Origin of the sequence: Haloarcula sp. KBTZ06, from assembly GCF_048595605.1 — an archaeon.
GTDB classification, from domain to species: domain Archaea; phylum Halobacteriota; class Halobacteria; order Halobacteriales; family Haloarculaceae; genus Haloarcula; species Haloarcula hispanica.
In genome coordinates, this window is record NZ_CP184337.1 from 2,439,383 (window position 1) to 2,462,913 (window position 23,531).

The following is a 23,531-nucleotide window of genomic DNA, read 5'->3' on the forward strand; positions in this document are numbered from 1 at the left end:
GCGGGAGCCAGGGCAAGAAGGATTCCGGTGAGGGGTCAGTTCCCCTGAATCGCGTCGATAACCATCGCCGCGGCAATGATCGGCTCCTTCGGAACCGTGCTGGCGTCGTCGATAGTAATCTCGTAGCGGTCTTTCAGCGAGAACTGCCCGTCGATGTTGCCGACGTGGTTGCCGTCCTGATCGCTGATCTCGTACTTGTGGGGAATCCAGCCGCCGAAGGGGACGACGTTGCGAGCGATGGTCACGAGCGCGCCCTGTGAGGTGATCTCGGCGATCTTCGCCTCGGTACTGGCGTCCCGAATCTTCCACGTATCTTGGAAGATGGAGTAGTCGTTGTCGAGGATGACGATGTCTTCGCCGGTCTTGGAATCGGTCAGGACGTAGTTGCCGGCCACGTCGATGATGCCGCCGGCCTTGACCTGGAACACCTCGTTGTCGTTTGCGTCAACGAACGGGAACTCCTCTTTCATCTTCATCATCTTCTGTTTCCCGCGGAGGACGACGTTCCCGGCGGCGTCCATGGCTTTGTACTTGCTCCGTATCAGGCTCTGTTCGACCGTGTAGCTGTCATCAGAGAGGTCGATTCCCTTGATGTCGTACGTGGAGGGCGGACTCATATTATTTACCATAGAACACGCCGTAATCAAGCTTTCGACGGAACCAGCACCAGTCAAGTGCGGTTTCGGACGCAACCGACAGGGTTTCCCTCCTGCCGGCCAACGAAGATGCAAAGATGAGCAAGGATATAATCGAGGTCCGAGGGGCCGAGGAACACAACCTCAAGGACGTCGACGTGGAGATTCCCCGCGAGGAACTGACAGTCGTCACCGGGCTGTCGGGGTCGGGTAAATCCTCGCTCGCATTCGAGACGGTGTACGCCGAAGGCCAGCGGCGCTACATCGAATCGCTCTCCGCCTACGCACGGAACTTTCTGGGGCAGATGGACAAGCCACAGGTCGAGAACGTGGAGGGGCTCTCCCCGGCGATCTCTATCGACCAGAAGAACGCCGCCAACAACCCCCGCTCGACGGTCGGGACTGTCACCGAACTGCACGACTACCTCCGTTTGCTGTACGCCCGCGTCGGCACGCCACACTGTCCGGAGTGTGGCCGTGAAGTCGGTGAGCAGTCCGCACAGAACATGGTCTCGCGGATTCTGGAACTCCCCGAGGGGACCCGCGCCAAGCTGTGTGCGCCGGTCGTCCGCGACCAGAAGGGGGCCTTCGAGGACCTGTTCGACGACCTCGTGAGCGAGGGGTACAGCCGCGTCGAGGTCGACAGCGAGGAGTTCGACCTCACGATGGACCGCCCCGACCTGGACGAGAACTACGACCACACCGTCGACGTGGTCGTGGACCGCGTGAAGATATCGCCGGACGCCCGCTCGCGCATCACGGACTCCGTCGAGACGGCACTCGAAGAGGCCGACGGGACGCTGAAGGTCATCCTTCCGGACCCGGCGGAGGGTGCAGCCGAGACGCTGGGCGGGTCGGATGCCAGGGCGACCGGCGACCTCGCCGACGGAGACGAAGCGGACGACGGAGCCGCCGCGGGCCGCCTCGTCGTCGAACTCTCCGAGGATCTGGCCTGTACCCACTGCGGCATCGACATCTCCGAAATCGAGACGCGGTCGTTCTCGTTCAACTCACCCCATGGAGCCTGCCCGGAGTGTGAGGGGCTGGGCGAGACCAAGGAGGTCAGCGAGGATCTGGTCATCACCGACCCATCGAAGCCGCTCAAGCACGTCTTCGAGCCCTGGAGCTACGACCGGACGTACTACTCACGGCAACTGGACAACGTCGCCGAGCACTTCGGCGTGGACCTTTCGACGCCGTTCGAGGAACTCGACGAATCCATCCAGCGGCAGTTCCTCTACGGGACCGACAGCCGTGTCCACTTCGAGTGGCGGACCAAGAACGGCACCCGAGAGAAGACCGAGCGCTTCGAGGGCGTCATCCCGAACCTGGAGCGGCGACACGTCGAGACGGACTCGGACCGCGCCCGCGAACACATCGAGGAGTTCATGGCCACGACGACGTGCCCGGCCTGCGAGGGGACGCGACTCAAAGCCGAGTCGCGGGCGGTCCTCGTGGACGGCACCTCGATAACCGAGGTCAACGAGATGTCCATCAGCGACGCGCTGGCGCACTTCGAGGGCATGGAAGAGACCCTCTCGGCCCGCGACCGAAAGATCGCCGAGGAGATCCTCAAGGAAATCCGGGCCCGCCTTGGCTTCATGACCGAGGTCGGCCTGGACTACCTGACGCTGGACCGCGAGGCCTCGACGCTGTCCGGCGGCGAGAGCCAGCGGATTCGCCTCGCAACGCAGATCGGCAGCGGCCTCGTCGGCGTCCTCTACGTCCTCGACGAGCCGTCGATTGGCCTGCACCAGCGGGACAACGACCGCCTGCTGAACACCCTCGAAGAGCTCCGGGACCTCGGCAACACCCTGCTCGTGGTCGAGCACGACACCGAGACGATGCGGCGGGCCGACCAGATAATCGACATGGGCCCCGGCCCGGGCAAGCGCGGCGGCGAAGTCGTCGTCAACGGCCCGATGGACGAACTCATCGACACCGACGAGTCGGTGACCGGGGAGTACCTCTCGGGCGAGCGGACGATTCCGGTCCCCGACAGCCGCCGCGAGGCCGACGGCGAACTCACGGTCCGGGGCGCTCGCCAGCACAACCTCGCCGATTTGGACGTATCCATCCCGCTGGGGACGTTCACCGCCATCACGGGTGTCTCCGGCTCTGGGAAGTCCACACTGATGCACGACGTGCTGTACAAGGGGCTGGTCCGTCGGATGAACGACACCGACGTGAACCCCGGCGAGCACGACGCCATCGACGGCCTCGACGACATCGAGACGGTGCGGCTCATCGACCAGTCGCCCATCGGCCGCACCCCGCGGTCGAACCCGGCGACCTACACTAACGTCTTCGACCACATCCGCGAGCTGTTCGCCGAGACGAGCCTCTCGAAACAGCGCGGCTACGAGGTCGGCCGGTTCTCGTTCAACGTCAAGGGCGGCCGCTGTGAGGGCTGTGGCGGCCAGGGAACGGTCACCATCGACATGAACTTCCTCTCGGACGTGACGGTCCCCTGCGAGGAGTGTGGCGGCGCGCGCTACAACGACGAGACGCTGGACGTGACCTACAAGGGCGCGACCATCGCCGACGTGCTCGATATGACCGTCGAGGAGGCCTACGACTTCTTCGAGAGCCACGGCGGCATTCGCCGCCGGCTGGAGCTCCTGAAGGACGTGGGCCTGGACTACATGCGCCTGGGCCAGCCCTCGACCACCCTCTCGGGCGGGGAGGCCCAGCGGGTGAAACTCGCCGAGGAACTCGGCAAGAAGGATTCGGGCGAAACGCTGTACCTGCTGGACGAGCCGACAACCGGGCTCCACCCCGAGGACGAGCGCAAGCTCATCGACGTGCTCCACCGGCTCACCGACGACGGCAACACGGTGGTCGTCATCGAGCACGAACTCGACCTGGTGAAAAACGCCGACCACATCATCGACCTCGGGCCGGAGGGCGGCGAGAACGGCGGCGAACTCGTCGCCGAGGGCACCCCGGAGGACGTGGCCCGGGCCGACGCGTCCTACACCGGGCAGTACCTCCGTGACCTGCTGCCGAACGTCGACCTAGAGGGGCCGCGAGCAGACCGCGAGCTATCGGCCGAACAGCCGGCTGCGGACGACGACTAATCGGCCGCGTCGTCGATCAATCGCTCCACTCGCCTCACGAGACTCGCACTGAGGCGGGCTCCGACTTCATCCATCGCATAGAGCGTCTCCTTTGCGGCGTCCGGATCGATATCCCCGGTTTCCACGGCACGGACGAGTACACCGATTGTCCCCGAAACTGGTAGCGATATTGACTTACAAGCATTCCGGAGCGGTTTGTCATCGGTGATGACGACACACTCGTCCGCAAGTCGAGCGCCGGTGAGCAGTGCAACATCGCCGTCGACGATCATTGGAACTTTTCTTTCGGTATCAATTACTGACCCAGGATCGTTCCCGAGTCGAGCTGCTGAATCGGAAACGAGTTCATCTTGATCTTCCTCTCCGGCCCAGGCGAGAATATTAGTTTGAACGATACTCCCTTCATCTATGCAGGTGTCGAGTGCTGATTTAGCAGGCTCTTTCGAGATCTCGAATTTTACCGCCCGAGGGACGGCCAATCCGCCACGCACGGAATCGAGTAAATCAATCGACCCGGTTTCAGCTAATGTAATAATAACGCTCGCATCAAGAAGTACGACCCGCCCGTTCCAGGTCATCGAAGTGCGTCTACGTCGTCGGCCAGATCGACCTCGTCGTAGTTCGACAGAACTCCGCGGTCGTTCGCTTCAGCCATCATCTCCGCGATGGTGAGCCCTGCCAACTCCGCCGCACCGCGCATCCCGACCGCTCCGTCCTGATAGCGCTGGAGGGCGACCCGAACGAGTTCCTCGCGAGCGCCTTGCCGGATCGCCTGTCGGATCGCGTCGCTCCGACTCTCTCCTTTCGCCTCAGCGAGACGCGCCACCAGATCGAGTTCCGTATCGCTCATTCGAGTAGTGACGTTCTCCATGCGAAATGCAACGTATTGCATCGTATTAAGCGTGCGGTCATACCTGAGAGTGATGCCGTGTTCCGGGATAAATCTCCGCACCCGCCACCAACGTTTTAGTCGACGGCGAAACCTGATATAGCCAGCTATGGCGCAGTCGACAGCGGACCGCATCGAGCGGAAACGGGGTATCGGTGGGCTGGCGAAGCAAGCGAACCCGGCCTTTGCCGTGGGCGCAGTCGCAGTCCCGCTCATTGCGTTTGCGGGGGCCGTCGCCAGCGGCAACATCCGGGCGCTAACCTACGTACATGTGATGGCTGGGGTGCTGTGGACCGGCATCGACCTGTTCATGGGGCTCGTGTTGGGGCCGGTGCTCGGCGGCCAGGAACCAGAGGCGCGGGCCGACTTCTTCGCCTCGTTCACGCCCAAGATGACGTTCCTGATGCCGTCGCTGGCGACGGTGACTATCAGCGGCGGCATCCTGCTGGCGCTCCGCCTCGGGAAGTTCCCCAACGCCGACCCGTGGCTGGCGATTCTGACCGCCGCGACGCTGCTTCCGGTCGTTCTCCTCATCGGCTACCAGTTCGACGCGCTGACCGACCCGAAGACGCTGGGCGTCCTCGGCGTCGCCGTCGTTGGTTCCGGCGCGTATCTCGCGGCCACGCTGCCGGCCTTCGCGATGACCTCGTGGTGGATCGTCGCCACGCTCGGTATCGTGACGCTGCTGTCCGTGCAGGGCTTCGGGGTCATCCTGCCCGGCGAGGTCCGCATCTACCGGCAGGTCGTCTCAGAGAACCCGGACGTGGACCTGGTCTCCGAGATCGGGATGCGAAACGCCAGGCTCGGGGGCCTGCAGGGGCTGCTGCAACTGGCAATCGTGTTCGTGATGGTCGGCCTGCGCTGGTGGACGCCGTAGTCTGTGGGTACCGCCCATCGGGGGCGACAGGAACAGTCATCCTTACCACATACGCTCTCGTGTCGGCAGAACAACTACAATCTAGCCGGAGTTAGCACACGTCGTATGTCCGACCCTGAAAGCGGTGCGACGGACCCCGAAACGGTACTGGAGGAACTCGCCAGACTCCCGACGCTGGCCCATCCGACGGCGTCCCCCAACGGCGACGAAGTGGCCTTCTACTACGACGTGAGCGAGCGCAACGAGCTTCACGTCCTTGACGTCGAGAGCGGCACCCACGAGCAGTGGAGCGACGGCGAAGTTCCCCGGAACGCCCGCTGGCACGTCGAGTGGGGAGCCGACGGGGAGCGGGTGTTCTTCCACCTCGACGACGACGGCAACGAACAGAACGACGTGTACGCCATCGAGCGCGACGGGTCGGTCGAGGCAGTCGTCGAGATGGACGGGCAGGTGGTGATACAGGACGTCGGCAGGGACGGTGAGGCCCTGCTGGTCGGGTCGACACGCGACGGCCAGATGAACCTCTACAGCCACGACCTCGGGAGCGGCGAGACGGCGAAGCTGACCGATTACGACCGCGCGGTTCACACGGGCATCCTCTCACCCGACGGCTCGCAGCTGGCATACACGACCAACGAGACCGACGACTTCGACAACATGGACGTGTACGTCAGCGACGCTGACGGGGCAAACCCGAAGCCCCTCGAAATCGGTGTCACCGGCGCGGAAGCCGCCCCAGCCGACTGGGGACCCGACGGCGACCGCCTGCTGGTCGTGGACAACAGCGAGGACCTGTCCCGGAGCGGTGTCTACGACCTGGCGACGGACGAGGTAACGTGGTTCGGCGGCGAGTACGAGGAGGAGCCACAGGCGCTCCTGCCCGACGGCGAGCGGTTCTTGGCCGTTCGGACCCGCGAGGCCACGAAGGTGCCCGTCGTGTACGCCATCGAATCCGGCGAGGAGCGCGAACTCGACCTGCCAGAGGGCGTCGCCTCCTTCGGCATGATGGGCGGCGACCCGGTGCTTTCCGGGGACCGCCTGCTGGCGCTACACACGACGCCGACGCGCCGCCCCGAACTGCTCGCCTACGACCTCGACACCGACGAGACAGAGGCGCTGGTCGAAGCCGAGTACGGCCCGTTCTCACCTGACGACTTCGCCGACGCGGAGTACTTCACCATCGAGTCCGACGGCGTGCCAGAGACGCGGCAGGCCGCGGTCGAGCACGACCCCTACGACACGCTGGAGATCGGCTGTCTGCTGTACGATTCCGGCGAGCGGCCGTCGCCGCTCATCGTCAATCCTCACGGCGGCCCGCGCGGGATGGACAGCAAGTCCTTCGACCTCTACACGCAGTTCCTCGTCCACCGGGGCTTCTCGGTGTTGCAGGTGAACTACCGGGGCTCGACCGGCCACGGCCGCGAGTTCATCCGCGAACTGTACGACGACTGGGGCGGGGCCGAGCAGGGCGACGTGGCCTCGGCCGCCGAGCACGTCCTCGCGACGTGTGAGTGGGTAGACGAGGACCGCATCGTCGTCTTCGGCGGCTCCTACGGCGGCTACTCGGCGTACTGGCAAATGGTCCAGTACCCTGACCTGTACGACGCCGGCGTCGCCTGGATCGGCCTCACGGACCTCGAAGACCAGTACGAGAACACGATGCCACACTACCGGACTGAGCTCATGGAGAAGAACATGGGCACCCCGGCGGAGAACCCGGAGCTGTACGAGGAGCGGTCGCCCATCACCCACGCCGATAACCTCGACGCCCCGCTGTTCATCGTCCACGGCGTCAACGACCGTCGAGTCCCCGTCTCGCAGGCCCGCCTGTTCCGCGACGCGCTCGAAGTCGCCGGCTACACCGAGGGACCGGACGGCGATTTCGAGTATCGGGAACTCGGCGAGGAGGGCCACGCCTCCTCCGACATCGAGCAGAAAACGCGGCTGTTCCGCCTGCTCGATGGCTTCCTCGACCGCCGGATCGGGACCGAAACGGTCGCCGCCGACGACTAAGCTCGGCGGCTGCTTCGCCGCGCTGTACGTCTTCGCGTTGACGCGGTCGGTCAGTCGCTGACACCGCCAGTGTTCTTGGCTCGGGCGTCGTACAGTCGGTCATGCACACCGCCTACGCCGCGCTCGGTGACCGTATCCTCGTCGGCGACGGCCACAGCGGCTGGGACGACGGCCTCATCGGTCACGACATCGAGTGCGTCGCTGCAGGAGCGGCGGAACCGGACCGTGCCTTCGTGGGCACCGTAGACGCTGGTCTCCAGCGGACGACCGATGGCGGAGCGACGTGGGAGTCGGCCCTTGACGCCGGGGACCGCGTGACGAGCGTCACAGTCAGCCCACACGATGCCGACGTGGTGTGGGCCGGAACGGAGCCGAGCGCGGTCTATCAGTCGACCGACGGTGGAGAGACGTGGACTGAGAAACCCGGGCTGACGGAACTGGACTCGGCTTCGCGGTGGTCGTTCCCGCCGCGGCCCGACACCCACCATGTCCGGTGGATCGCCCTCGCACCGGACGACCCGGAACAGGTGTACGCCGCCATCGAGGCCGGCGCGTTCGTCCGCAGTCCCGACGGCGGTGGGAGGTGGGTCGACCACCCCGAGGGCGCGCGGCGGGACAACCACACGCTGGCGACTCATCCCGATGCCCCGGACCGGGTGTACACCGCCGCCGGCGACGGCTACGCGCTGTCGACCGACCGCGGCGAGACATGGACCCACCCGCAGGAAGGATTAGAACATCGGTACGTGTGGGGGCTAGCCGTCCATCCTGACGATCCGGACTGCATCGTCGTCTCGGCCGCCAGCGGCCCCCGGTCGGCCCACAGCACCAGCGGCGAGAGCTACGTCTACCGGTGGGACGGCGACCGGTGGAGACAGTCGATGGACGGTCTACCGGGGCCGGCGGGACTGGCCCGGCCGATTCTCACCGCCGACCCGGACGACGGCTTCCTCGCGCTGACGAACCACGGCCTGTTCCAGTCAAAGCTCGGGGAGACGTGGACTCGGGAGGGTCCCGACGGCGTGGGCTGGCCGGTCGAGTACGACCAGGTCCCGAGCGGACTGGCCGTCGTGTGAGGGGCGGCCGAGCAAGTGGCCGGCATCAGAGTCCGTCCGCAGCTACGCCAGTCGGAGCAAAACGGCACCGAAACCACTCGTCACGGCCGTCGCAACGGTCGCGAGCAGGAGAATCTTCGCCGCTTTTCGCCGGTCGGCGCGAACAGCCTCGCTTGCGTCGACGCGCCCGCTTTCCCCGCCCGACCCGGAGAGGTCGTAGCGGGCGAGTGCCCCGAAGGCGACGCAGAACCGGAAGTAATCCTGCAGCGCGCCGACGTACCCGCCGAAGACGAAGGGGACGGTCGCCCACAGCGACAGGTCGGGTATCGCGCCGAGGGTGGCGGCGAGGGCGATACCGATGGCGACTGCAAACGAAGCAATGGCCGACAGTCGGCGGGCACGGCGCTGGTTCGCCCCGATGTTGCAGACGCCGGGCTGGTACTCTGCCATGGGCGGTGACAGGGGCTACACCGACAAATACGCCCTGCTTCGGCTGGTGACGCGACGGCCGTTTCGGCGGTTGGCCGAGCAACAGGCCCATTCTCGGGTCCCTGCGACGGATAGCTAACCCAGCGGTCGTCCCGAAAACAGGTACAACAGTCCGTCTGAATCGAGAAGCTATTTGGTTCGTGACACCGAGAGAACGTGTATGCACGATGTTGTGGTGGTCGGCGCGGGTCCGGCTGGGTCCCGGTACGCGCGTCAGGCGGCGAGCCGGGGGCTCGACGTGGTGGTGTTCGAACAGGGGGAGATCGGCAAGCCGCTGGCCTGCTCGGGCCATGTGAGTACAGATATCTGGGAGTTCACCGAGGACGCCCGCGACGAACTGTTCCAAAACGAGATCTCCGGCGCGCGGTTCCACACCGGCGGCCCCGGGAGCCAAGACCACCCATTCTACAAGGATGAGGTCATCTCGAACGTCATCGACCGCGTCGGCCTGGACAAGCACCTCGCAGGGTTGGCCCGCGACGCCGGTGCGGACGTTCGAGAAGCACACTCCGTCGTCGGGGTCACCGAGGACAGGGACGGCGTCACCGTGGAGGTCCGCGGCGACGACGGCGTCGAGGCGCACCGAGCGAAAATGGTTGCCGGCTGTGACGGCCCGAAGAGCCGCGTCCGGCGGGAACTGGACCTGCCGGAGCCCGACGAACTGCTGCACGGCGTGCTCGGGTTCAGCGACGAGGTGGACCACACCGACTTCGTCGACGTTCACCTCACAGTCCCGCGCTTTTTCGCCTGGCGCATCCCGCGGGGCGAGGCCGGCGTCGAGTACGGGCTGGCTGTGCCGCCGGGCGACGACGCTCGCGGCCGCTTCGAGGCATTCGTCGACGGCTACGGCGTCGAAACCGACCACCGCTGTTCCGGACTTATCCCCATCGGCCCGCCGAAGCGGGTCACCGGCCGGCGGTCGTTCCTCGTCGGCGACGCCGCCGCCCAGACCAAACCCTTCACCGGCGGCGGTATCCGCTACGGCATGACCGCGGCCGACCACGCGGCCCGGGAAATCGACCCGGAGGACCCGGCGACGCTGGGCGAGTACGAGCGTGCGTGGCGCGACGACCTCCGGCAGGAGATCCGCCTGGGCCACGCGGTTCGGGCCGGCTACTCCGCGCCGGAGCCGATACAGAAAGCCGGGATGAAGGCCTTCGAGGGCGAGATCGGCGTCCACATGGACCGGCCGACGACGCTGTTCTCACGGGAGCAGTTGGCGGCGCTGTTCTCCCGGTCCTAACGGACCTGTTACTCGCCTGGCGTGTGCAGATAACGTTTTTACCGACCGATAGAAAAGGTCGGGCGTGGTAACACGCCGACGAACCTACGTCCTCGCGGGCCTGCTCGTTCTCACCGGCTGTCTGACGACAGTCCTTCTCGCGCGAGTGCTATCGACGATATTCTTCGCAATCACAGTCGCATACGTCCTGTTCCCCGTCTCGAAGTGGCTCGGGCGCCACGGGCTCAACAAGCGACTGTCGGCGGCCGTGACGACTGGTATCGCCTTCGTCAGCGGCACACTCATCGTCGTCCCGCTCGGGGCCGTGCTGTATCTCCGCCGTCGTGACCTGTTTTCGTTCTTCCAGCAACTCCCACCGATGGTGACCATCGATGTCGGCGGGTTTAGCTACCCGGTCGAGATCGCGCCGACGTTGCTATCAGCGCGACGGATACTCACGGATTTCGCAGTCGACCTCGCGGCAGAATCGCCCGTCCTGGCGCTGAAAGCCGTCCTGTTTACGATTCTCGTCTACGCGATGCTGTGGCGGCCACAGGCGCCCAAAAAGGCCGCCTATCGGACGGTGCCGGCGTCGTATCACGAGGTCGTCAACCGACTCCATCAGCGACTCCGGGGGACGCTGTACGCGATTTACGTTCTCCAGGCGGCGACGGCGTTCGGGACCTTCGTCGTGGCGTGGGTCGTGTTCTGGCTGCTGGGCTATCAGGGCGCGTTCGCGCTGGCGGTGGTCGCCGGCATCCTGCAGTTCGTCCCCGTCATCGGCCCCAGCGTCGTCGTCCTTACCATCGCTGTCGCGGACCTCATCAACGGAAACATCACCGGCGCGATACTGGTGACCGTGTTCGGCCTCGTCTTCGTCGGCTTCCTCCCCGACGCGGTCATCAGGCCGAAACTCGCCCGCTACACGACCGGCCTCCCGGCCAGCCTCTACTTCGTCGGGTTCACCGGCGGCGTGTTGACGCTGGGCGTCATCGGCTTTATCGCCGGGCCAGTCGTCATTGCGCTATTGGTCGAACTGTCGTCGCTGTTGACGAACGAGCGGCAGGGAGACCAGCAGCAACTGAGCTGAGCCAGCAGTCGGTATAACAGTTAGTTCGTCTCCAGCGGCCGCCCCTGTGCCTCCCATTCGGTCAGGCTCCCTTCGTAGAAATCCACCTGCTCGAAGCCGAGATGCCGGAGAGCGACGTACGTGTGGCTGATTCGCCGAGCGGTGTTACAGTAGAGGACGATACGTTTCTCGGGGACGATACCTGCACGTTCGAGAACAGATCGCGCTTCGTCTTGCGGAAGCAGTCCCCGCGTCTCGTCGTCGACGAGGGCCCGCCAGTCCAGCAGGACCGCACCCGGGATGTGGCCCTCGTCGTACTCCCCGTCCTCGCGTGTGTCGACCAGCACCGCGTCAGGGTCGTCCGCGGCGTCAGCGACCGCGTCCGGACCGACCAGCGGCGTCGCGTCGGGACGAGTCAGCTCGTAGTCGGTCGGCTCGACAGCCGGCGTCTCGCTCGACGTTTCCCGTTCGAGTTGCCAACTGGAGAAGTCGCCGTCGAGGAGATGGAGCCGGGCGGGGTCGTGGCCGAACAGTTCTGCGGTGACCAGAAACCGCGCGGCGAAGACGCCGTGGTGGTCGTCGTACGCGACGATTTCGCTCTCCGGCGTGATGCCGGCCCCCGAGAGCAACTGTGCCCAGTCGTCCTCGTCGGGGAGCATCCCTTCGCCAGCGTCGGCGTCGGACTCCGCGCCGTGTTCGTCTGCCCGGAACGAATCGAAGGGCACGCTCACCGCATTCGGGAGGTGGCCGAGGCCGTCGTATTCCCAGGCGTCGCGCACGTCGACGATTCGGATACCCTCGCCCTGGCTCGCCACCCACTCCGCAGAGACGAAATCAGTCATTGTCGTGGCGTTACCGCTCTGTCCGCTTGAAAACTCCCATCGCAGTCGGTCGAAGGTGGTTGCAAATATTGCTCGTTCTCACGGGAGAACAGAGCGAGCCGTCCCGGACATGGTACTCCATGGCCCTTATTCCCTCCACCGCTGGAACGCCGTCTTTCGGCACCTCCAAATAGGGGTAATATATGCCGCCAGGGTGGATGAGTGGCCGAACATGCCGAAAGTCGTGGTAATATATGTCTGGTAGACTTACGCTTCGACGCACTATGACTGACTACGCTAACGACGTGCTCGTCTCGGCCGACTGGGTCAGCGAGCATCTGGACGAGTTCCAGAGCGACGACCCCGCCCACCGACTGGTAGAGGTGGACGTCGACACGGAACTGTACGACGAGAGCCACGCACCCGGCGCAATCGGCTTCAACTGGGAGACGGACCTCCAGGACCAGACCACGCGGGACATCCTCGACAAGGACGACTTCGAGGACCTGCTCGGTGCCCACGGCATCAGCGAGGACTCGACGGTTGTGCTCTACGGTGACAACTCCAACTGGTTCGCCGCCTACACATACTGGCAGTTCAAGTACTACGGTCACGACGACGTGAAGCTCCTCGACGGCGGTCGCGAGTACTGGGTCGAGAACGACTACGAACTCACCGACGAAGTGCCCGAGTTCTCCGAAGTCGACTACGAGGCCGCCGGTCCGCGCGAGTCCATCCGCGCCTACCGAGAGGACGTCGAGAACGCCATCGAGCGTGAACTGCCGCTCGTCGACGTTCGCTCGCCCGAAGAGTTCTCCGGCGAAATCCTCGCACCCCCTGGACTCCAGGAGACCGCCCAGCGCGGCGGCCACGTACCCGGTGCCCAGAACATCTCCTGGGCGGCCGTCACCAACGACGACGGCACCTTCAAGGACTACGACGAGCTCGAAGAGCTCTACGCCGAGTACGGCATCGACGGCGACTCCACGACGGTCGCCTACTGCCGCATCGGTGAGCGCTCCTCCGTCGCCTGGTTCGCCCTGCACGAACTGCTGGGCTACGACGACACCATCAACTACGACGGCTCCTGGACCGAATGGGGCAATCTGGTTGGTGCGCCTATCGAGAAGGGCGAGGCTGAGTAAGCGACAGCGCAAAATCGGAGACCGACTTTCGAATTTTTGTAGCGTTGTTCGGAGCCGGTAGCGTCGCCGAGACGGTGGCGGCCGTTCCGAACGGCTATCTCCCGACGCCGAAATACAGCGGTGTGCCCAACCGTACATTCAAGTCAGATGCGGGTCGTACACCCGAATGTGGACCGAAAGGAACTCGAACGGGAACTCCGCGACGCCTTCGACGCCGACCCCGATATCGTCACGGTCGTGGCCAGACAGGCGCGGGACCTCTCGGAATCGGACCAGTTCGTGACCGACTTCGGGGCGGAGCTGACGGTGGGGGATGTCGTCGACAACCTCGCGGACGCGCCCGAGGACTATCAACTCGCCGAGCGGTGGAACTGGTGGCTGGGTGCGCTTGACCTCTCACACGGCGGCTACGCGCGGTTCAGCGTGCGACAGGACATCGACAAGACGTCCTGATCTGTCGCTGTCGGTGTTTCTGCGTGGATGGGAAAAACGGCGCGACGCCAGTCAGTGTACGCTAAGCCCGTGTGCCTCTCGTGCGTGTTCGAGGAGTTCCTCCGTCGTGTCGAACTCCTCACCGCAACTGCACGTGTGGTACGTCGTCGGGGGTTGCTGGCGTGTCGCCATGACAACTGAACAATGAGCCCCGAGTATAATAATTGTTTATGCTAGCGTGATAACACTGCCCAGCCGACGTGTTATCTTTACACAATACCACAACCGGAAAGACTCCCTTGACAGTTCATAGCCCCTAAGAACCCGGATATCGTCGTGTTCCGGTTCATAGATATTCCGCCTTCCCGGCGGTTGATGGCACGATTCGGTCAGAACCGACGAACGGAAACGGGCGCGACGCTTCCGTCGGTATAATGGATGTGCAGTTTCTCGGCGGGGCGGGTGAGATCGGCCGGAGCGCCGTCCTCATCGACGAGTCGCTGCTGCTGGATTTCGGAATGTTGACCGACTCACCGCCACGGTTTCCGGTGCGGACGCCGTCGCCGGACGCCGTCGTCGTCTCGCACGGCCACCTCGACCACGTCGGGACCATCCCGGCGCTGGTGTCGGGCGACGCGCGGCCGCCGATTCACTGGACGCCGCCGACGTACGAACTGGCGATGACGCTCGCACGGGACACGCTCAAACTCCACGGCGGGACCGTCAACTGTCCGTTCACCGAGACCAACGTCAGACGGGTCACACAGGTGTCAGAGACCCACGGCTACCGCGAGTCGTTCGAGGCCGCCGGCTACGAAGTCACGTTCTACAACGCCGGCCACATCCCGGGGAGCGCACACGTCCTCGTCGACGATGGCGACACCCGACTGCTGTACACGGGTGATTTCCACACCGACGACCAGCGCCTCGTCTCGGGGACGACGGCACGCCCCGACGCGGACGCGATTATCTGTGAGAGCACCTACGCCGATGTCGACCACGAACCCAGGGAGACAGTCGAGGAGCGGTTCGTCGAGAGCGTCGAAACGACGCTCTGGGAAGGCGGGACCGTCGTCGTGCCTGCTTTCGCCATCGGCCGAACCCAGGAGATGCTGCTCATCTGCGAAGCGCACGACATCCCCTGTTACGTGGACGGGATGGGCAAACAGGTGACCGAGATGCTCGGGCAGTACCCCGAGTTCGTCCGCGACGCGGACGCGCTCCAGCGGGCGAAATCCCACGCCCGGTTCGTCACTGGGAAGGACGGCCAGCGAAAGCGCATTACCGACCAGAAGGCGGCCATCGTCACCACCAGCGGGATGCTCTCCGGCGGCCCGGCGATGACGTACATCCCCGAAATCCGCGGGAATCCGATGAACAAGATCACCATGACCGGGTATCAGGTCGAGGGGACGCCGGGCCGAGACCTCATAGAGACCGGCAGCGCCGAGATAGACGGTCGGATTATGCCGGTCAGCGCGCGCGTCGAGCAGTACGACTTTTCGGCACACGCCGACCGCGACGGGTTGTTTGCGTACCTCGACAGCTACCGTGACACGCCGGTACTCGTGAACCACGGCGACCGCTGTGAGGCTTTCGCAGCCACGCTCCGGCAGGACGGCTATGACGCGACAGCGCCCGAGCTAGGCGCGACCGTCGATATCCAGTAGGCGGTTACGCAGGCGACCTCGGCCACGTTCAGTCACTCTCGTCTGCGTCTCCGGTGGCACGCTGCTTCAACCACTCGTCGAGCAGGTCGCGGATTGCGGCGTCCCGGTTGTCGCGGTGGTCGGCGAACGCTTTGTCGTCAATCGCGTCGAGCAACTCCTCGTCCAGTTCGACCTCAATCGATTCGAGGTCCAGAAACGCTTCGTCCATTGATTACGGGGAGTTGGACGGCCAGAGAAATATATCCTCGTCAGACAACCGTCGGTCAGTCGCGTGACAGCGGCCGCGAAGGCGGAGAGTTCCAGAAGGGTGTCAGGAGACCGCCATGCTTTGATTACGACTCGCGTCGTATCCACAGTCAGTGATGGGCTCGCTACAGTCTCTCATCGGCCCCCACCGGCTCGACGCGCTCGGCGCGTGGGCGGTAACGGGAATTCTCGTGGGTGGCGTCGGACGGTTCGCGGCCGGTGGCGAATTCGATTGGGCAGTGCTCACGGCACTCCTCGTGGCTATCGCGGTCACAGTTCCGTTCGCCACGCGGGACCTCGAAACGACGGTGCCCGCGGAGTTGCTCGGACTGGTCGCGGTGCCGGTACTCGTCCGGGCGTTCGGCGGCTTCCCGCAGGTCACGCCGTTCCTCGTGGTCGCCGGGGTCGCGCTGTTGCTGGCCGTCGTGCTCGATGCGGGCACCTCACTGACGATGACGCCGCGGTTCGCGACGGTGTTCGTCGTCATCGTGACGATGGCCGTTGCCGGCGTCTGGGCGGTCGGTATCTACGCGACCGACACGCTACTGGGAACCACGTTTCTCGATGGACAGACAGAGTTGATGTGGGATCTCGTCACTGCGGCGGGTGCCGGTGTCGTCGCCGGCGTCGTGTTCGAACTGTACTTCGAGCGGTCAGCACGCATCGCTCGACTGCGCGTCTCGGACCCGGATCCCCCGGAAGGTGACCAGTCGGAAGCGTCCCTTCCTGGAAACGGCACGCACCACCGCATCGCTGTCCGGACGCTACAGGCGCTCCTCGGTCTGATATCCGCATTCGCACTCGTTCGTGGCAACGTGACGCTGTTCGTCAACAGCGGCGGCCCACTGGCGATAACGTTCCTGCCGGCGCTGTTCCGCCGGGAGTACGGCTACGCGATGGACACCGGCCTCGTCCTGTGGATCACAGTGGCGTCGACGCTGCACGCGGCCGGCGCGTTCGAACTGTACGGAGCGTTTGGCTGGTACGACAGTCTGGCCCACGCCGTCTCGGCATCGCTCGTGGCCGGCGTGGGATACGCGGTCGCACGAGCAGTCGAACGCCACTCCGGGGCGGTTGCTTTCAACAGGAAGTTCCGCGCGACCTTCGTCGTTCTGTTCGTCCTCGCGGTGGGCGTCGGCTGGGAGATCCTGGAATTTGCCAGCGGCGGCATCGCGTCGATTATCGGCGGCGAGGCGGTCCTCGCCCAGTACGGGACGAGCGACATCGTGAACGACCTCGTGTTCAATACGGTCGGCGCACTCGTCGTCGCGGGCTGGAGCACCGCCCACTTCGAGGGTCTCGCGGCCCGACTCACCGGGCGGGTCGGGCGACTCACCAGCGGTGATTGAGTGCCTGACGTCCTCTGTTCCCGAAAGCGGCTCTACGGTGCAGACGGACCGAAACGTATGGAGCAGGCACATCTCGATTTCGACCGCTACTTCGAGGTCGCAATGGAGACCGACGAGGCACAGGCCGCGGAGATGACTGTCGAGCCGGGTCGGTCCGTCGGCGGCCCGGAAAACTATCACGAGCACAGCGACCAGTGGCTGTTCGTGGTCAGCGGTACCGGCGTCGTCACCATCGACGACGACGCCCACCGGGTCGACGCCAGCGACCTCGTCCGCATCGAGGCCGGCGAACGCCACGGTCTCGAAAACGACGGGGACGAGCCACTGGAGACGGTCAACTTCTACACGCCGCCGCGATAGCCGTCTCAGGACTCGGTGTCGTCGACCGGAGACAGTTCGTAGCAGGTGCCGTCCCGAAGGACGAAGGGCACGTCCGATGCGATAAGCGCGCGGGCTGCCTCACCAGTGATAGTCGCCGCCTCATCCGGCCGGAGGGCCGTGTCGAGCGCCTCAGCCTGCGCGTCGGCGAGCGACAGCGGTTCGAGTGTCACACACCGGGCACTATCCGTCGCCTCGACTGCATACGTGACTTCGGCCGGCTTGTCGCCGTGGACTGCAAGCGAGAACACGTAGTACGAGCCGTTGTGGACGTACACCGAGCTGTTCGGGTCGAAGCCGCCCACATCGGAGTCGTAGCGGTGCTCGCCCGAGTCTATCGCGTCGATGGCGTCGCGCCGGTCACTGTCCGGGAGGTCGGCCACGCGAACCGCCGACTCGTTCCCGGGGCCGTCGACTTCGCTCACGCTGTATTTGTTGATGTAGCCGCCGAATCCGGTCGTTCGCTCCGCGACTGCGTACGTCTCGCCGTCGAACGCGAAACAGCCGAACTCGTGAAACACATGCGCCCACTCGTGGGCTGTCACGTCTGCCGAGGGGTCACGGATGGCTGTTTTGAGTGCATCGGTCGTCTCGGAAAAGACACCGACAGTCGCCGTTTCGGGCACTGCTGCGGCGTCGATCGGTGACAACACTACCGGGGTTGGCGTCGCTGTCGCCGTGGCTTCTTCCGTCGAGGAGTCGTCGCCGAGTCCGGAACAGCCGGTCACGAGCGTACAGGCGATGGTTCCAAGAACGGTCCTGCGGGAGGGCACAGTCGCCGATTTCTGGGCGACCGGTAAATGCTTTCAGCGTCAGGCGACGCCGGCCTCGGCGTCCATCGGGTCCTGAATGTCGCCGACGACCTCTTCGAGCAGGTCCGTGACCGTCACCAGCCCGATGGCTTCGCCGTCCTCAAGGACGAACGCGAGTTCCTGGCGCTCGGCCTGGAACTGGTCGATAGCGTCGCTAACAGTCGTGTCCGGCGACATCGTCATCGGCGGCGAGGCGACGGCTTCGAGGTCGATGCCGTCCAGCAGACCGCCCGACCCGTCCTGCTCCTCGCGCTCGTCGACGAGCGCGGGGATGTAGACGATGCCGAGGAAGTCTTCGAGCGTCTCGCCGACGAGCGGGTAGCGGGTGTGGGGCGTCTCGGCAATCCGCTCGGCGTTGGTCGCGTCGTCGTCGGTGGGCGACAGCGCAACGATATCCTCCCGCGGAACCATCACCTCGCTGACTTCGCGGTCGCCGACGCGGAACGCGGAGAGAACCTCCTCGCGCCGCTCGTCGGGTACGTCGCCGCGGTCGAGGACGGAGCCGAGTTCGTTGCGTAGTTCGGCTCGGGACTCGATGCTCTCGACCTCGGCTTCGAGCCACGCGCCGGACATCTCGACGCCGAACAGTCCCAGCGTCCACTTGGCGACCCCGTCACCGACCGAAATAATCGGCGAGATGAGTCTGGCAAAGTAGTACAGCGGGGTCGCACCGTACCGGCAGACGAACTTCGCGCGCTCGACGCCGAGATACGTCGGCGTCTGCTCGCCGTGGGTCAGGTGGACGAGGTTGATGAGGAGGAACGCGATAGCGCCGCCGATGCCGACTCCGGCCAGTGCCGATGTCTCGAAGTACGGCTCGAAGATGGCCGCGAGCGCCGGTTCGGCGATGATACCGACGGCGATACTGGAGGCGGTGATGCCGACCTGACAGCTCGTCAGATAGATCTCCAGGTCGTCGGTCATCTCCCAGGCACGCCGGAGGCCGGGTTCGTCGAACTCGGACTCGTCGTACTGTCTGGCCCGCGTCAGTGCGAACTCGATGGCGACGAAAAAGCCGTTGGCGAGAATCAGGGCGATTCCTGCAAGCAGCCTGACCGCGACTTCGACTGGTTGCATGTGCCGGCGGGGTTCACGTTCCGGCGGTGAAAAAGTGGGGATTGTAGTCTCCACTCACGCCGCGGCAGCACCGTCGGCTGTTCTCAGACGCTCTCGAAGTCGTACTCGACGCCAGTGAGGTCGGTCGAGACCGCCCAGAGCCGCTCGGCGGTCTCCTCGTCGCGCGAGGCCGCGTTCGACTGCTGGAACTCTGGCGCGCCGCGCATATCGAACAGCCCGCCGGGACCGACGTACTCGCCGCCGATGACGTCGTCGGCGGTGGCGGCGTACAGCATCGGGAGCGCGCCCTGTTCGGCAGATTGCGCGAAAACGGCGTTGGCGACGCCCATGGCCGCGGTTCGCAGCGTCGACCCCATCTCCCGCGGCCCGCGGAACTGGAGGTCCGTGTTGGCGTAGCCGGGGTGGCAGGCGACGCTTAGCACGTCGTCCCAGCCGTGGTTGCCCAGACGGCGCTGGAGTTCGTAGGCGAAGAGGAGGTTTGCGAGCTTGCTCTGGCCGTAGGCTGACCACTTCCCGTAGGAGCGCTCGCGCTGGAGGTCGTCGAAGTCGATTTCGCCCATCTCGTGTGCACCGCTGGACTGCGTGACGATCCGGGATTCGCCGTCGGCGGCCCTGAGCAGGTCGAGCAGGTGTCCGGTCAGGGCGAAATGGCCCAGGTGGTTGACGCCGAACTGCGTCTCGAAGCCGTCGGCCGTCTCGCTCCGGGGAATCGCCATGACACCGGCGTTGTTACAGAGGATGTCGATAGCGTCGTAGTCGTCCCGGAGGCCGTCGGCGAACGCCGCGCCGTTCGACAGGTCGGCCAGGTCGCACTCCCGGATGTCGAGCGTCGCGTTCGGAACGGCTTCGCGAATTTCCGTGGCGGCCGATTCACCGCGTTCGACGCTCCGGCAGGCCATCACCACCGTTGCACCCCTGCGAGCGAACGCTTTCGAGCCTTCGAGACCCAGCCCGCTGTTTGCACCAGTCACGACCACAGTTCGGTCCGTCAGCGGGGGCATGTCTTCGATAGTCCAGCCTGTCATTGACGCAGATACGGGCGCGAGACACTGAAACCCATCGCCGGCAAGAGAGTGAGAGTCTTATGCCGTCGCCCCCGTGTTTCCAGTAATGAGCGACGTGCCGGTCACCGTCTACACGCGGGAGGACTGTCATCTCTGTGAAGAGGCCATCGAGACAATCGAGCGGGTCGCCGACGACGAGGGGGTCGCCATCGAACTGGACCTCATCGACGTCGACGAGGACCCCGACCTCCGCGATGAGTACGGCGAGCGCGTTCCATACGTCTTCGTCGACGGGTCGCCGGCGTTCAAGTACCACGTCGTCGAGGGAGAGTTGCGCGAGAAACTGCAGCAGTCGGCGTAACCGCAGGGCATCGGACCCACCAGAGCCGTTCGCTGTCGGGACCGGGTCGGCGCTATTGGGCAAGTACCAGTGCTGTTTATTATTTCTCGAGGAGAATACGTCGGCGATGCCCTCCAGTATCAGCGAGAGAATCTTTACTGAGCCGTCCGGACGCCCCATTACACTCGTCCACGCTGCCGGTGCACTCATCTTCGCCGGCCTGTATCTCTACGGCTGGGTCGTCGAAGGAACCCCGGCTGCTTGGTTGCTCGCCATGGTAATCGGGACCGGATTAGCCGGCACTGCGGAAGCGCTTCCGAAGAGCCGACACCAAGCGGCCGGTATCCTCCGCTCCGTCGCGATTCTTGTGTTCCTCAGTCTCGTCGTTGCGTCCATCGTTGCACCCGAGTTCATCGTTGGCTGACCGCTGTACTGTGTCGGGAGTGTATCCTCCCCTTTCGCTGGGCCACTTCAGGAGTGTGCGCACAGTCGCCGACGGACGCCGGTGCTACTGACCGCGTTCGACCGCGTGTTTCAGCGCTTCAGCGGCCGCCGCCGGGTCGTCGGCCTGCGTAATTTCGGTGATAACAGCCACACCATCGGCCCCGGCTTCGACGACCTCGGTGGCGTTCTCGGCCGTGATTCCGCCGATACCGACGAAGGGAATGTCCACTGCGTCGGCGATGGCGGCGACGCGGTCGGTGCCGATGGCGTACTCGTCGTCGTCGATGTCGTCTTTCGATCCGGTGGCAAACACTGCGCCGACGCCGAGGTAGTCCGCGCCGGCGGCCGCGGCCGCTTCGGCGTCTTCGACAGTCGAAACGGAGCGGCCGATGAGCGCGTCCTCACCCAGAAGTTCCCGTGCAACGGGAACCGGAAGGTCGTCGTCGCCGAGGTGGACCCCGTCGGCGTCGAGGGCCTGTGCGATGTCCACGCGGTCGTTAACGACGAACGTGACGCCGGCCTCGCGGGTCAGCGCTCGCAGTTCCCGACCGAGTTCGTAGCGTTCGCGCGCGGTTCGGTCCTTCTCGCGGAGCTGGACGACGCCGACGCCGCCGTCAATCGCGTCCGCGACGATGTCGGCGGTTGTCCGGCCCGCCGAGAGCGACGCCTGCGTGACGAGGTACACGTCCCAGTCGACCATAGCGGGTCTCCGGACCGACGGGTCTTGTGTGCTGTGCGTTCGTCAGGACTCCGTTTCGGCTGTCGAACTCGGTGCGTTTGCCTCGTCAGTGCCGGCGTTGTCAGCCGTGAGCGCCCCGTCACGGACGGCCATTCGGAGGCCGAACTCGGCGATGTTGCCGCCGTGTTCAGCCGTTCTGGAGAGACTATCGAGGGCGCGCGTGAGCCGGTAGTCGGCGTCGCCGGATTCGAACAGCTGTCGGTCGAGGTCGGTTATCCGCTGGCGGACGGCCCGGCGCGTGGCCAGCGTCTGTCGAGCGGTAGCGACGCAGGCGTCACCGATGATGACGCGGACAGCGTCTTCGACGACGGTTCGGACCTCCTGAGCGATACCTTCGAGGGCTGTGACGATGGTCCGCCCTGGCTGGCCGTCGAGCTGGTCGGCGACGGTCCCGATTCGCTCGGCGTGGTCGGCCACGCGTTCGAGTTCGTTGGCGGTCGCCCAGAGGCTGAACAGTTCGGGGCGGGTCAGCCCGAGCGCGTCGATTTCGTCGAGCCGTGCCAGTCCCCGCTCGAAGTAGCGGTCGATCATGGCGTGCAGCCGGTCGGCCTGCTCGTCTCGGTCGGCCCATCGGTCGCTGGTCGTCCCGGTCGTGAGCGCGGCCATCGCATCCCGGTGCATCGACAGGGCGACGAACTGGAGCTGGCGGACCGACTGCCTGACCGACACCTCGCCGGCGTCGAGCAACGTCTGGGCCGTGACTTGTGTCTCGGTTTCCTCGGCGACGGTCACGCCGGTCAGGTTCCGAGTGACACGTTCGATGGCCCGGAGTTGTTCGTCGGTGTAGCCATCAGGGACTTCGAGGACGACTGATTCGACGCCGGCGGCGTAGGCTGCCCGGAGTAACTGTTCTATCTCGGCCGGGTCGTCGGTCCCGGCTTCGAGTTCGACGCGGTTCCGCGCCGTCGTCTGGGACTCGGGGGTCTGAATCACCAGCAGGCCGTCGATGTGTGTGTGGAGGTTCACCGTCGTCCCGGCCGTGCAGTTCTCCGATTCGGCCCACTCTTTCGGCAGTGAAACGGTGTACGTGCCGCCACCGACGGTCTGTATCTTTCGTGTTTCCATGCTTAGTAGATGAGTTCCGAGTCGGTTTCGACCATATACAGCGTGCGTGCGGCGATGTTGACAGCGTGGTCGCCCACGCGTTCGAGGTCCCGCACGGTCAACAAGAGCCGAGAGACGTCGTCAAGGAGTTGTTCGACCGCCCAGCCGTCGTCACTGTCCGCCTCCCGTTCGATGAGGTCCCGTGCGACGGTCTCACTGGCCCGCTGACAGAGCGCATCGAGGGCGTCGTCGTCAGCCGCGATGGAACGACATTCGTCAATGTCTTCGCGTCTGTACGCGTCGATACTGCGCTCGACCATCTCGGTTGCCTCGCGGCCGATTGTGTCGACGTCGACTTCCGGGGCGAGACGGCGGTCGGCGGACTGCGCGTAGGCCGCGAGGTTCGTGGCGAGGTCCGCGACGCGTTCGAGGTCAGTGATTATCTTGAACGAGGCGGCGACAAAGCGGAGGTCGGTCGCGACCGGCTGCTGGAGGGCGAAGAGGTCGATACAGTCGGCTTCGAGTGCCAGATACAGGTCGTTTATTTCGTCGTCGCCATCGATGACCGACTGTGCCAGGTCCTCGTCGACGGACCGAAGCGCAGTGAGTGCGGCTTCGAGTCGCTCAACGACGAGGTCTCCCATCTCGACGACGTTCTCCCGGAGTTCGTCCAGTGCTTGCTGGTACGACTCTCGTGACAT

The 23,531-nt window shown here is 65.0% G+C and carries 25 protein-coding genes; 13 read left to right on the forward strand and 12 right to left on the reverse strand.

The features are described 5' to 3' along the window. Positions 1-35 precede the first annotated feature (35 nt). Positions 36-617, reverse strand: a complete 582-nt coding sequence (locus ACNO8S_RS12695; protein ID WP_420182030.1) for an LURP-one-related/scramblase family protein — start codon at positions 615-617, stop codon at positions 36-38. Between the two features lie 116 nt (positions 618-733). Here ACNO8S_RS12695 and uvrA point away from each other — a divergent pair, with 116 nt between their 5' ends. Further along, positions 734-3,715, forward strand: a complete 2,982-nt coding sequence (gene uvrA / locus ACNO8S_RS12700) for an excinuclease ABC subunit UvrA (RefSeq protein ID WP_420182031.1) — start codon at positions 734-736, stop codon at positions 3,713-3,715. Here the strand turns inward: uvrA and ACNO8S_RS12705 are convergent. Then, positions 3,712-4,293: a DUF3368 domain-containing protein gene (locus tag ACNO8S_RS12705; RefSeq protein ID WP_151103799.1), complete on the reverse strand. Its 582-nt coding sequence runs from the start codon at positions 4,291-4,293 to the stop codon at positions 3,712-3,714. The genes uvrA and ACNO8S_RS12705 overlap by 4 nt on opposite strands. Continuing rightward, a complete protein-coding gene (locus tag ACNO8S_RS12710) occupies positions 4,290-4,586 on the reverse strand; it encodes a UPF0175 family protein (RefSeq protein ID WP_050007252.1) in 297 nt (98 codons plus the stop codon). Before ACNO8S_RS12710 ends, ACNO8S_RS12705 begins: the two co-directional genes overlap by 4 nt. Positions 4,587-4,713: 127 nt before the next feature. On the opposite strand from ACNO8S_RS12710, the gene ACNO8S_RS12715 reads away from it, so the two are divergent. The 3 genes from ACNO8S_RS12715 to ACNO8S_RS12725 all read left to right on the forward strand — a co-directional run bounded on the left by ACNO8S_RS12715 (position 4,714) and on the right by ACNO8S_RS12725 (position 8,570). Beyond that, the gene (locus ACNO8S_RS12715) at positions 4,714-5,481 is read left to right on the forward strand and encodes a hypothetical protein (RefSeq protein ID WP_014041278.1); all 768 of its coding nucleotides are present in this window, start codon (positions 4,714-4,716) and stop codon (positions 5,479-5,481) included. Between the two features lie 105 nt (positions 5,482-5,586). Further along, the gene (locus tag ACNO8S_RS12720; RefSeq protein ID WP_420182032.1) at positions 5,587-7,494 is read left to right on the forward strand and encodes a S9 family peptidase; all 1,908 of its coding nucleotides are present in this window, start codon (positions 5,587-5,589) and stop codon (positions 7,492-7,494) included. 101 nt (positions 7,495-7,595) lie between these two features. Next, positions 7,596-8,570, forward strand: a complete 975-nt coding sequence (locus tag ACNO8S_RS12725; RefSeq protein ID WP_420182033.1) for a hypothetical protein — start codon at positions 7,596-7,598, stop codon at positions 8,568-8,570. A gap of 42 nt (positions 8,571-8,612) precedes the next feature. On the opposite strand, the gene ACNO8S_RS12730 is transcribed toward ACNO8S_RS12725, so the two are convergent. After that, complete coding sequence (locus ACNO8S_RS12730; RefSeq protein ID WP_064288728.1) at positions 8,613-8,999, reverse strand: hypothetical protein; 387 nt, start codon at positions 8,997-8,999, stop codon at positions 8,613-8,615. A 199-nt stretch (positions 9,000-9,198) separates the two neighbouring features. On the opposite strand from ACNO8S_RS12730, the gene ACNO8S_RS12735 reads away from it, so the two are divergent. Both ACNO8S_RS12735 and ACNO8S_RS12740 read left to right on the forward strand, forming a co-directional pair. Then, on the forward strand, positions 9,199-10,281 hold the full coding sequence (locus ACNO8S_RS12735) for a geranylgeranyl reductase family protein (RefSeq protein WP_151103804.1): 1,083 nt from the start codon (positions 9,199-9,201) through the stop codon (positions 10,279-10,281). Between the two features lie 64 nt (positions 10,282-10,345). Continuing rightward, positions 10,346-11,350, forward strand: coding sequence for an AI-2E family transporter (locus ACNO8S_RS12740; protein WP_014041283.1), 1,005 nt, complete (start codon positions 10,346-10,348; stop codon positions 11,348-11,350). Between the two features lie 20 nt (positions 11,351-11,370). On the opposite strand, the gene ACNO8S_RS12745 is transcribed toward ACNO8S_RS12740, so the two are convergent. Next, positions 11,371-12,171: a sulfurtransferase gene (locus ACNO8S_RS12745; protein ID WP_420182034.1), complete on the reverse strand. Its 801-nt coding sequence runs from the start codon at positions 12,169-12,171 to the stop codon at positions 11,371-11,373. 263 nt (positions 12,172-12,434) lie between these two features. On the opposite strand from ACNO8S_RS12745, the gene ACNO8S_RS12750 reads away from it, so the two are divergent. The 3 genes from ACNO8S_RS12750 (at position 12,435) to ACNO8S_RS12760 (ending at position 15,397) form a co-directional block, all read left to right on the forward strand. Next, on the forward strand, positions 12,435-13,295 hold the full coding sequence (locus ACNO8S_RS12750; protein ID WP_014041285.1) for a sulfurtransferase: 861 nt from the start codon (positions 12,435-12,437) through the stop codon (positions 13,293-13,295). A 147-nt stretch (positions 13,296-13,442) separates the two neighbouring features. Then, complete coding sequence (locus ACNO8S_RS12755; protein ID WP_008307932.1) at positions 13,443-13,748, forward strand: hypothetical protein; 306 nt, start codon at positions 13,443-13,445, stop codon at positions 13,746-13,748. 413 nt (positions 13,749-14,161) lie between these two features. Beyond that, positions 14,162-15,397, forward strand: coding sequence for an MBL fold metallo-hydrolase (locus tag ACNO8S_RS12760; RefSeq protein ID WP_191449409.1), 1,236 nt, complete (start codon positions 14,162-14,164; stop codon positions 15,395-15,397). A gap of 28 nt (positions 15,398-15,425) precedes the next feature. Here ACNO8S_RS12760 and ACNO8S_RS12765 read toward each other — a convergent pair whose 3' ends face one another. Beyond that, positions 15,426-15,605, reverse strand: coding sequence for a ribbon-helix-helix protein, CopG family (locus ACNO8S_RS12765; protein WP_050037068.1), 180 nt, complete (start codon positions 15,603-15,605; stop codon positions 15,426-15,428). Between the two features lie 154 nt (positions 15,606-15,759). Here ACNO8S_RS12765 and ACNO8S_RS12770 point away from each other — a divergent pair, with 154 nt between their 5' ends. After that, entirely contained in the window at positions 15,760-16,992 is a 1,233-nt protein-coding gene (locus tag ACNO8S_RS12770; RefSeq protein ID WP_050037069.1) for a hypothetical protein, read from the forward strand. Positions 16,993-17,049: 57 nt separating this feature from the next. Further along, a complete protein-coding gene (locus ACNO8S_RS12775) occupies positions 17,050-17,352 on the forward strand; it encodes a cupin domain-containing protein (RefSeq protein ID WP_014041290.1) in 303 nt (100 codons plus the stop codon). 5 nt (positions 17,353-17,357) lie between these two features. On the opposite strand, the gene ACNO8S_RS12780 is transcribed toward ACNO8S_RS12775, so the two are convergent. From ACNO8S_RS12780 to ACNO8S_RS12790, 3 genes are all read right to left on the reverse strand, one after another. Beyond that, positions 17,358-18,143: a hypothetical protein gene (locus tag ACNO8S_RS12780; protein WP_129755602.1), complete on the reverse strand. Its 786-nt coding sequence runs from the start codon at positions 18,141-18,143 to the stop codon at positions 17,358-17,360. A 39-nt stretch (positions 18,144-18,182) separates the two neighbouring features. Further along, positions 18,183-19,259 (reverse strand): hemolysin family protein, encoded by a 1,077-nt coding sequence (locus ACNO8S_RS12785; protein ID WP_420182035.1) that lies wholly within the window; start codon positions 19,257-19,259, stop codon positions 18,183-18,185. An 83-nt stretch (positions 19,260-19,342) separates the two neighbouring features. Next, positions 19,343-20,284 (reverse strand): oxidoreductase, encoded by a 942-nt coding sequence (locus tag ACNO8S_RS12790; protein ID WP_420182036.1) that lies wholly within the window; start codon positions 20,282-20,284, stop codon positions 19,343-19,345. A gap of 85 nt (positions 20,285-20,369) precedes the next feature. On the opposite strand from ACNO8S_RS12790, the gene ACNO8S_RS12795 reads away from it, so the two are divergent. Further along, positions 20,370-20,624 carry a glutaredoxin family protein gene (locus ACNO8S_RS12795; RefSeq protein ID WP_050007255.1) on the forward strand — a complete coding sequence of 85 codons (255 nt, stop codon included), beginning with the start codon at positions 20,370-20,372 and terminating at the stop codon, positions 20,622-20,624. A gap of 106 nt (positions 20,625-20,730) precedes the next feature. After that, positions 20,731-21,027, forward strand: a complete 297-nt coding sequence (locus ACNO8S_RS12800) for a hypothetical protein (RefSeq protein WP_044952033.1) — start codon at positions 20,731-20,733, stop codon at positions 21,025-21,027. An 84-nt stretch (positions 21,028-21,111) separates the two neighbouring features. Here ACNO8S_RS12800 and thiE read toward each other — a convergent pair whose 3' ends face one another. From thiE to phoU, 3 genes are read right to left on the reverse strand one after another with little or no spacing between them, the layout of a single operon-like run. Continuing rightward, positions 21,112-21,747, reverse strand: a complete 636-nt coding sequence (thiE, locus tag ACNO8S_RS12805) for a thiamine phosphate synthase (protein ID WP_420182037.1) — start codon at positions 21,745-21,747, stop codon at positions 21,112-21,114. Positions 21,748-21,789: 42 nt separating this feature from the next. Then, positions 21,790-22,851, reverse strand: coding sequence for a phosphate uptake regulator PhoU (locus tag ACNO8S_RS12810; protein WP_014041297.1), 1,062 nt, complete (start codon positions 22,849-22,851; stop codon positions 21,790-21,792). Between the two features lie 2 nt (positions 22,852-22,853). After that, positions 22,854-23,531 (reverse strand): phosphate signaling complex protein PhoU, encoded by a 678-nt coding sequence (gene phoU / locus ACNO8S_RS12815; protein ID WP_050037074.1) that lies wholly within the window; start codon positions 23,529-23,531, stop codon positions 22,854-22,856.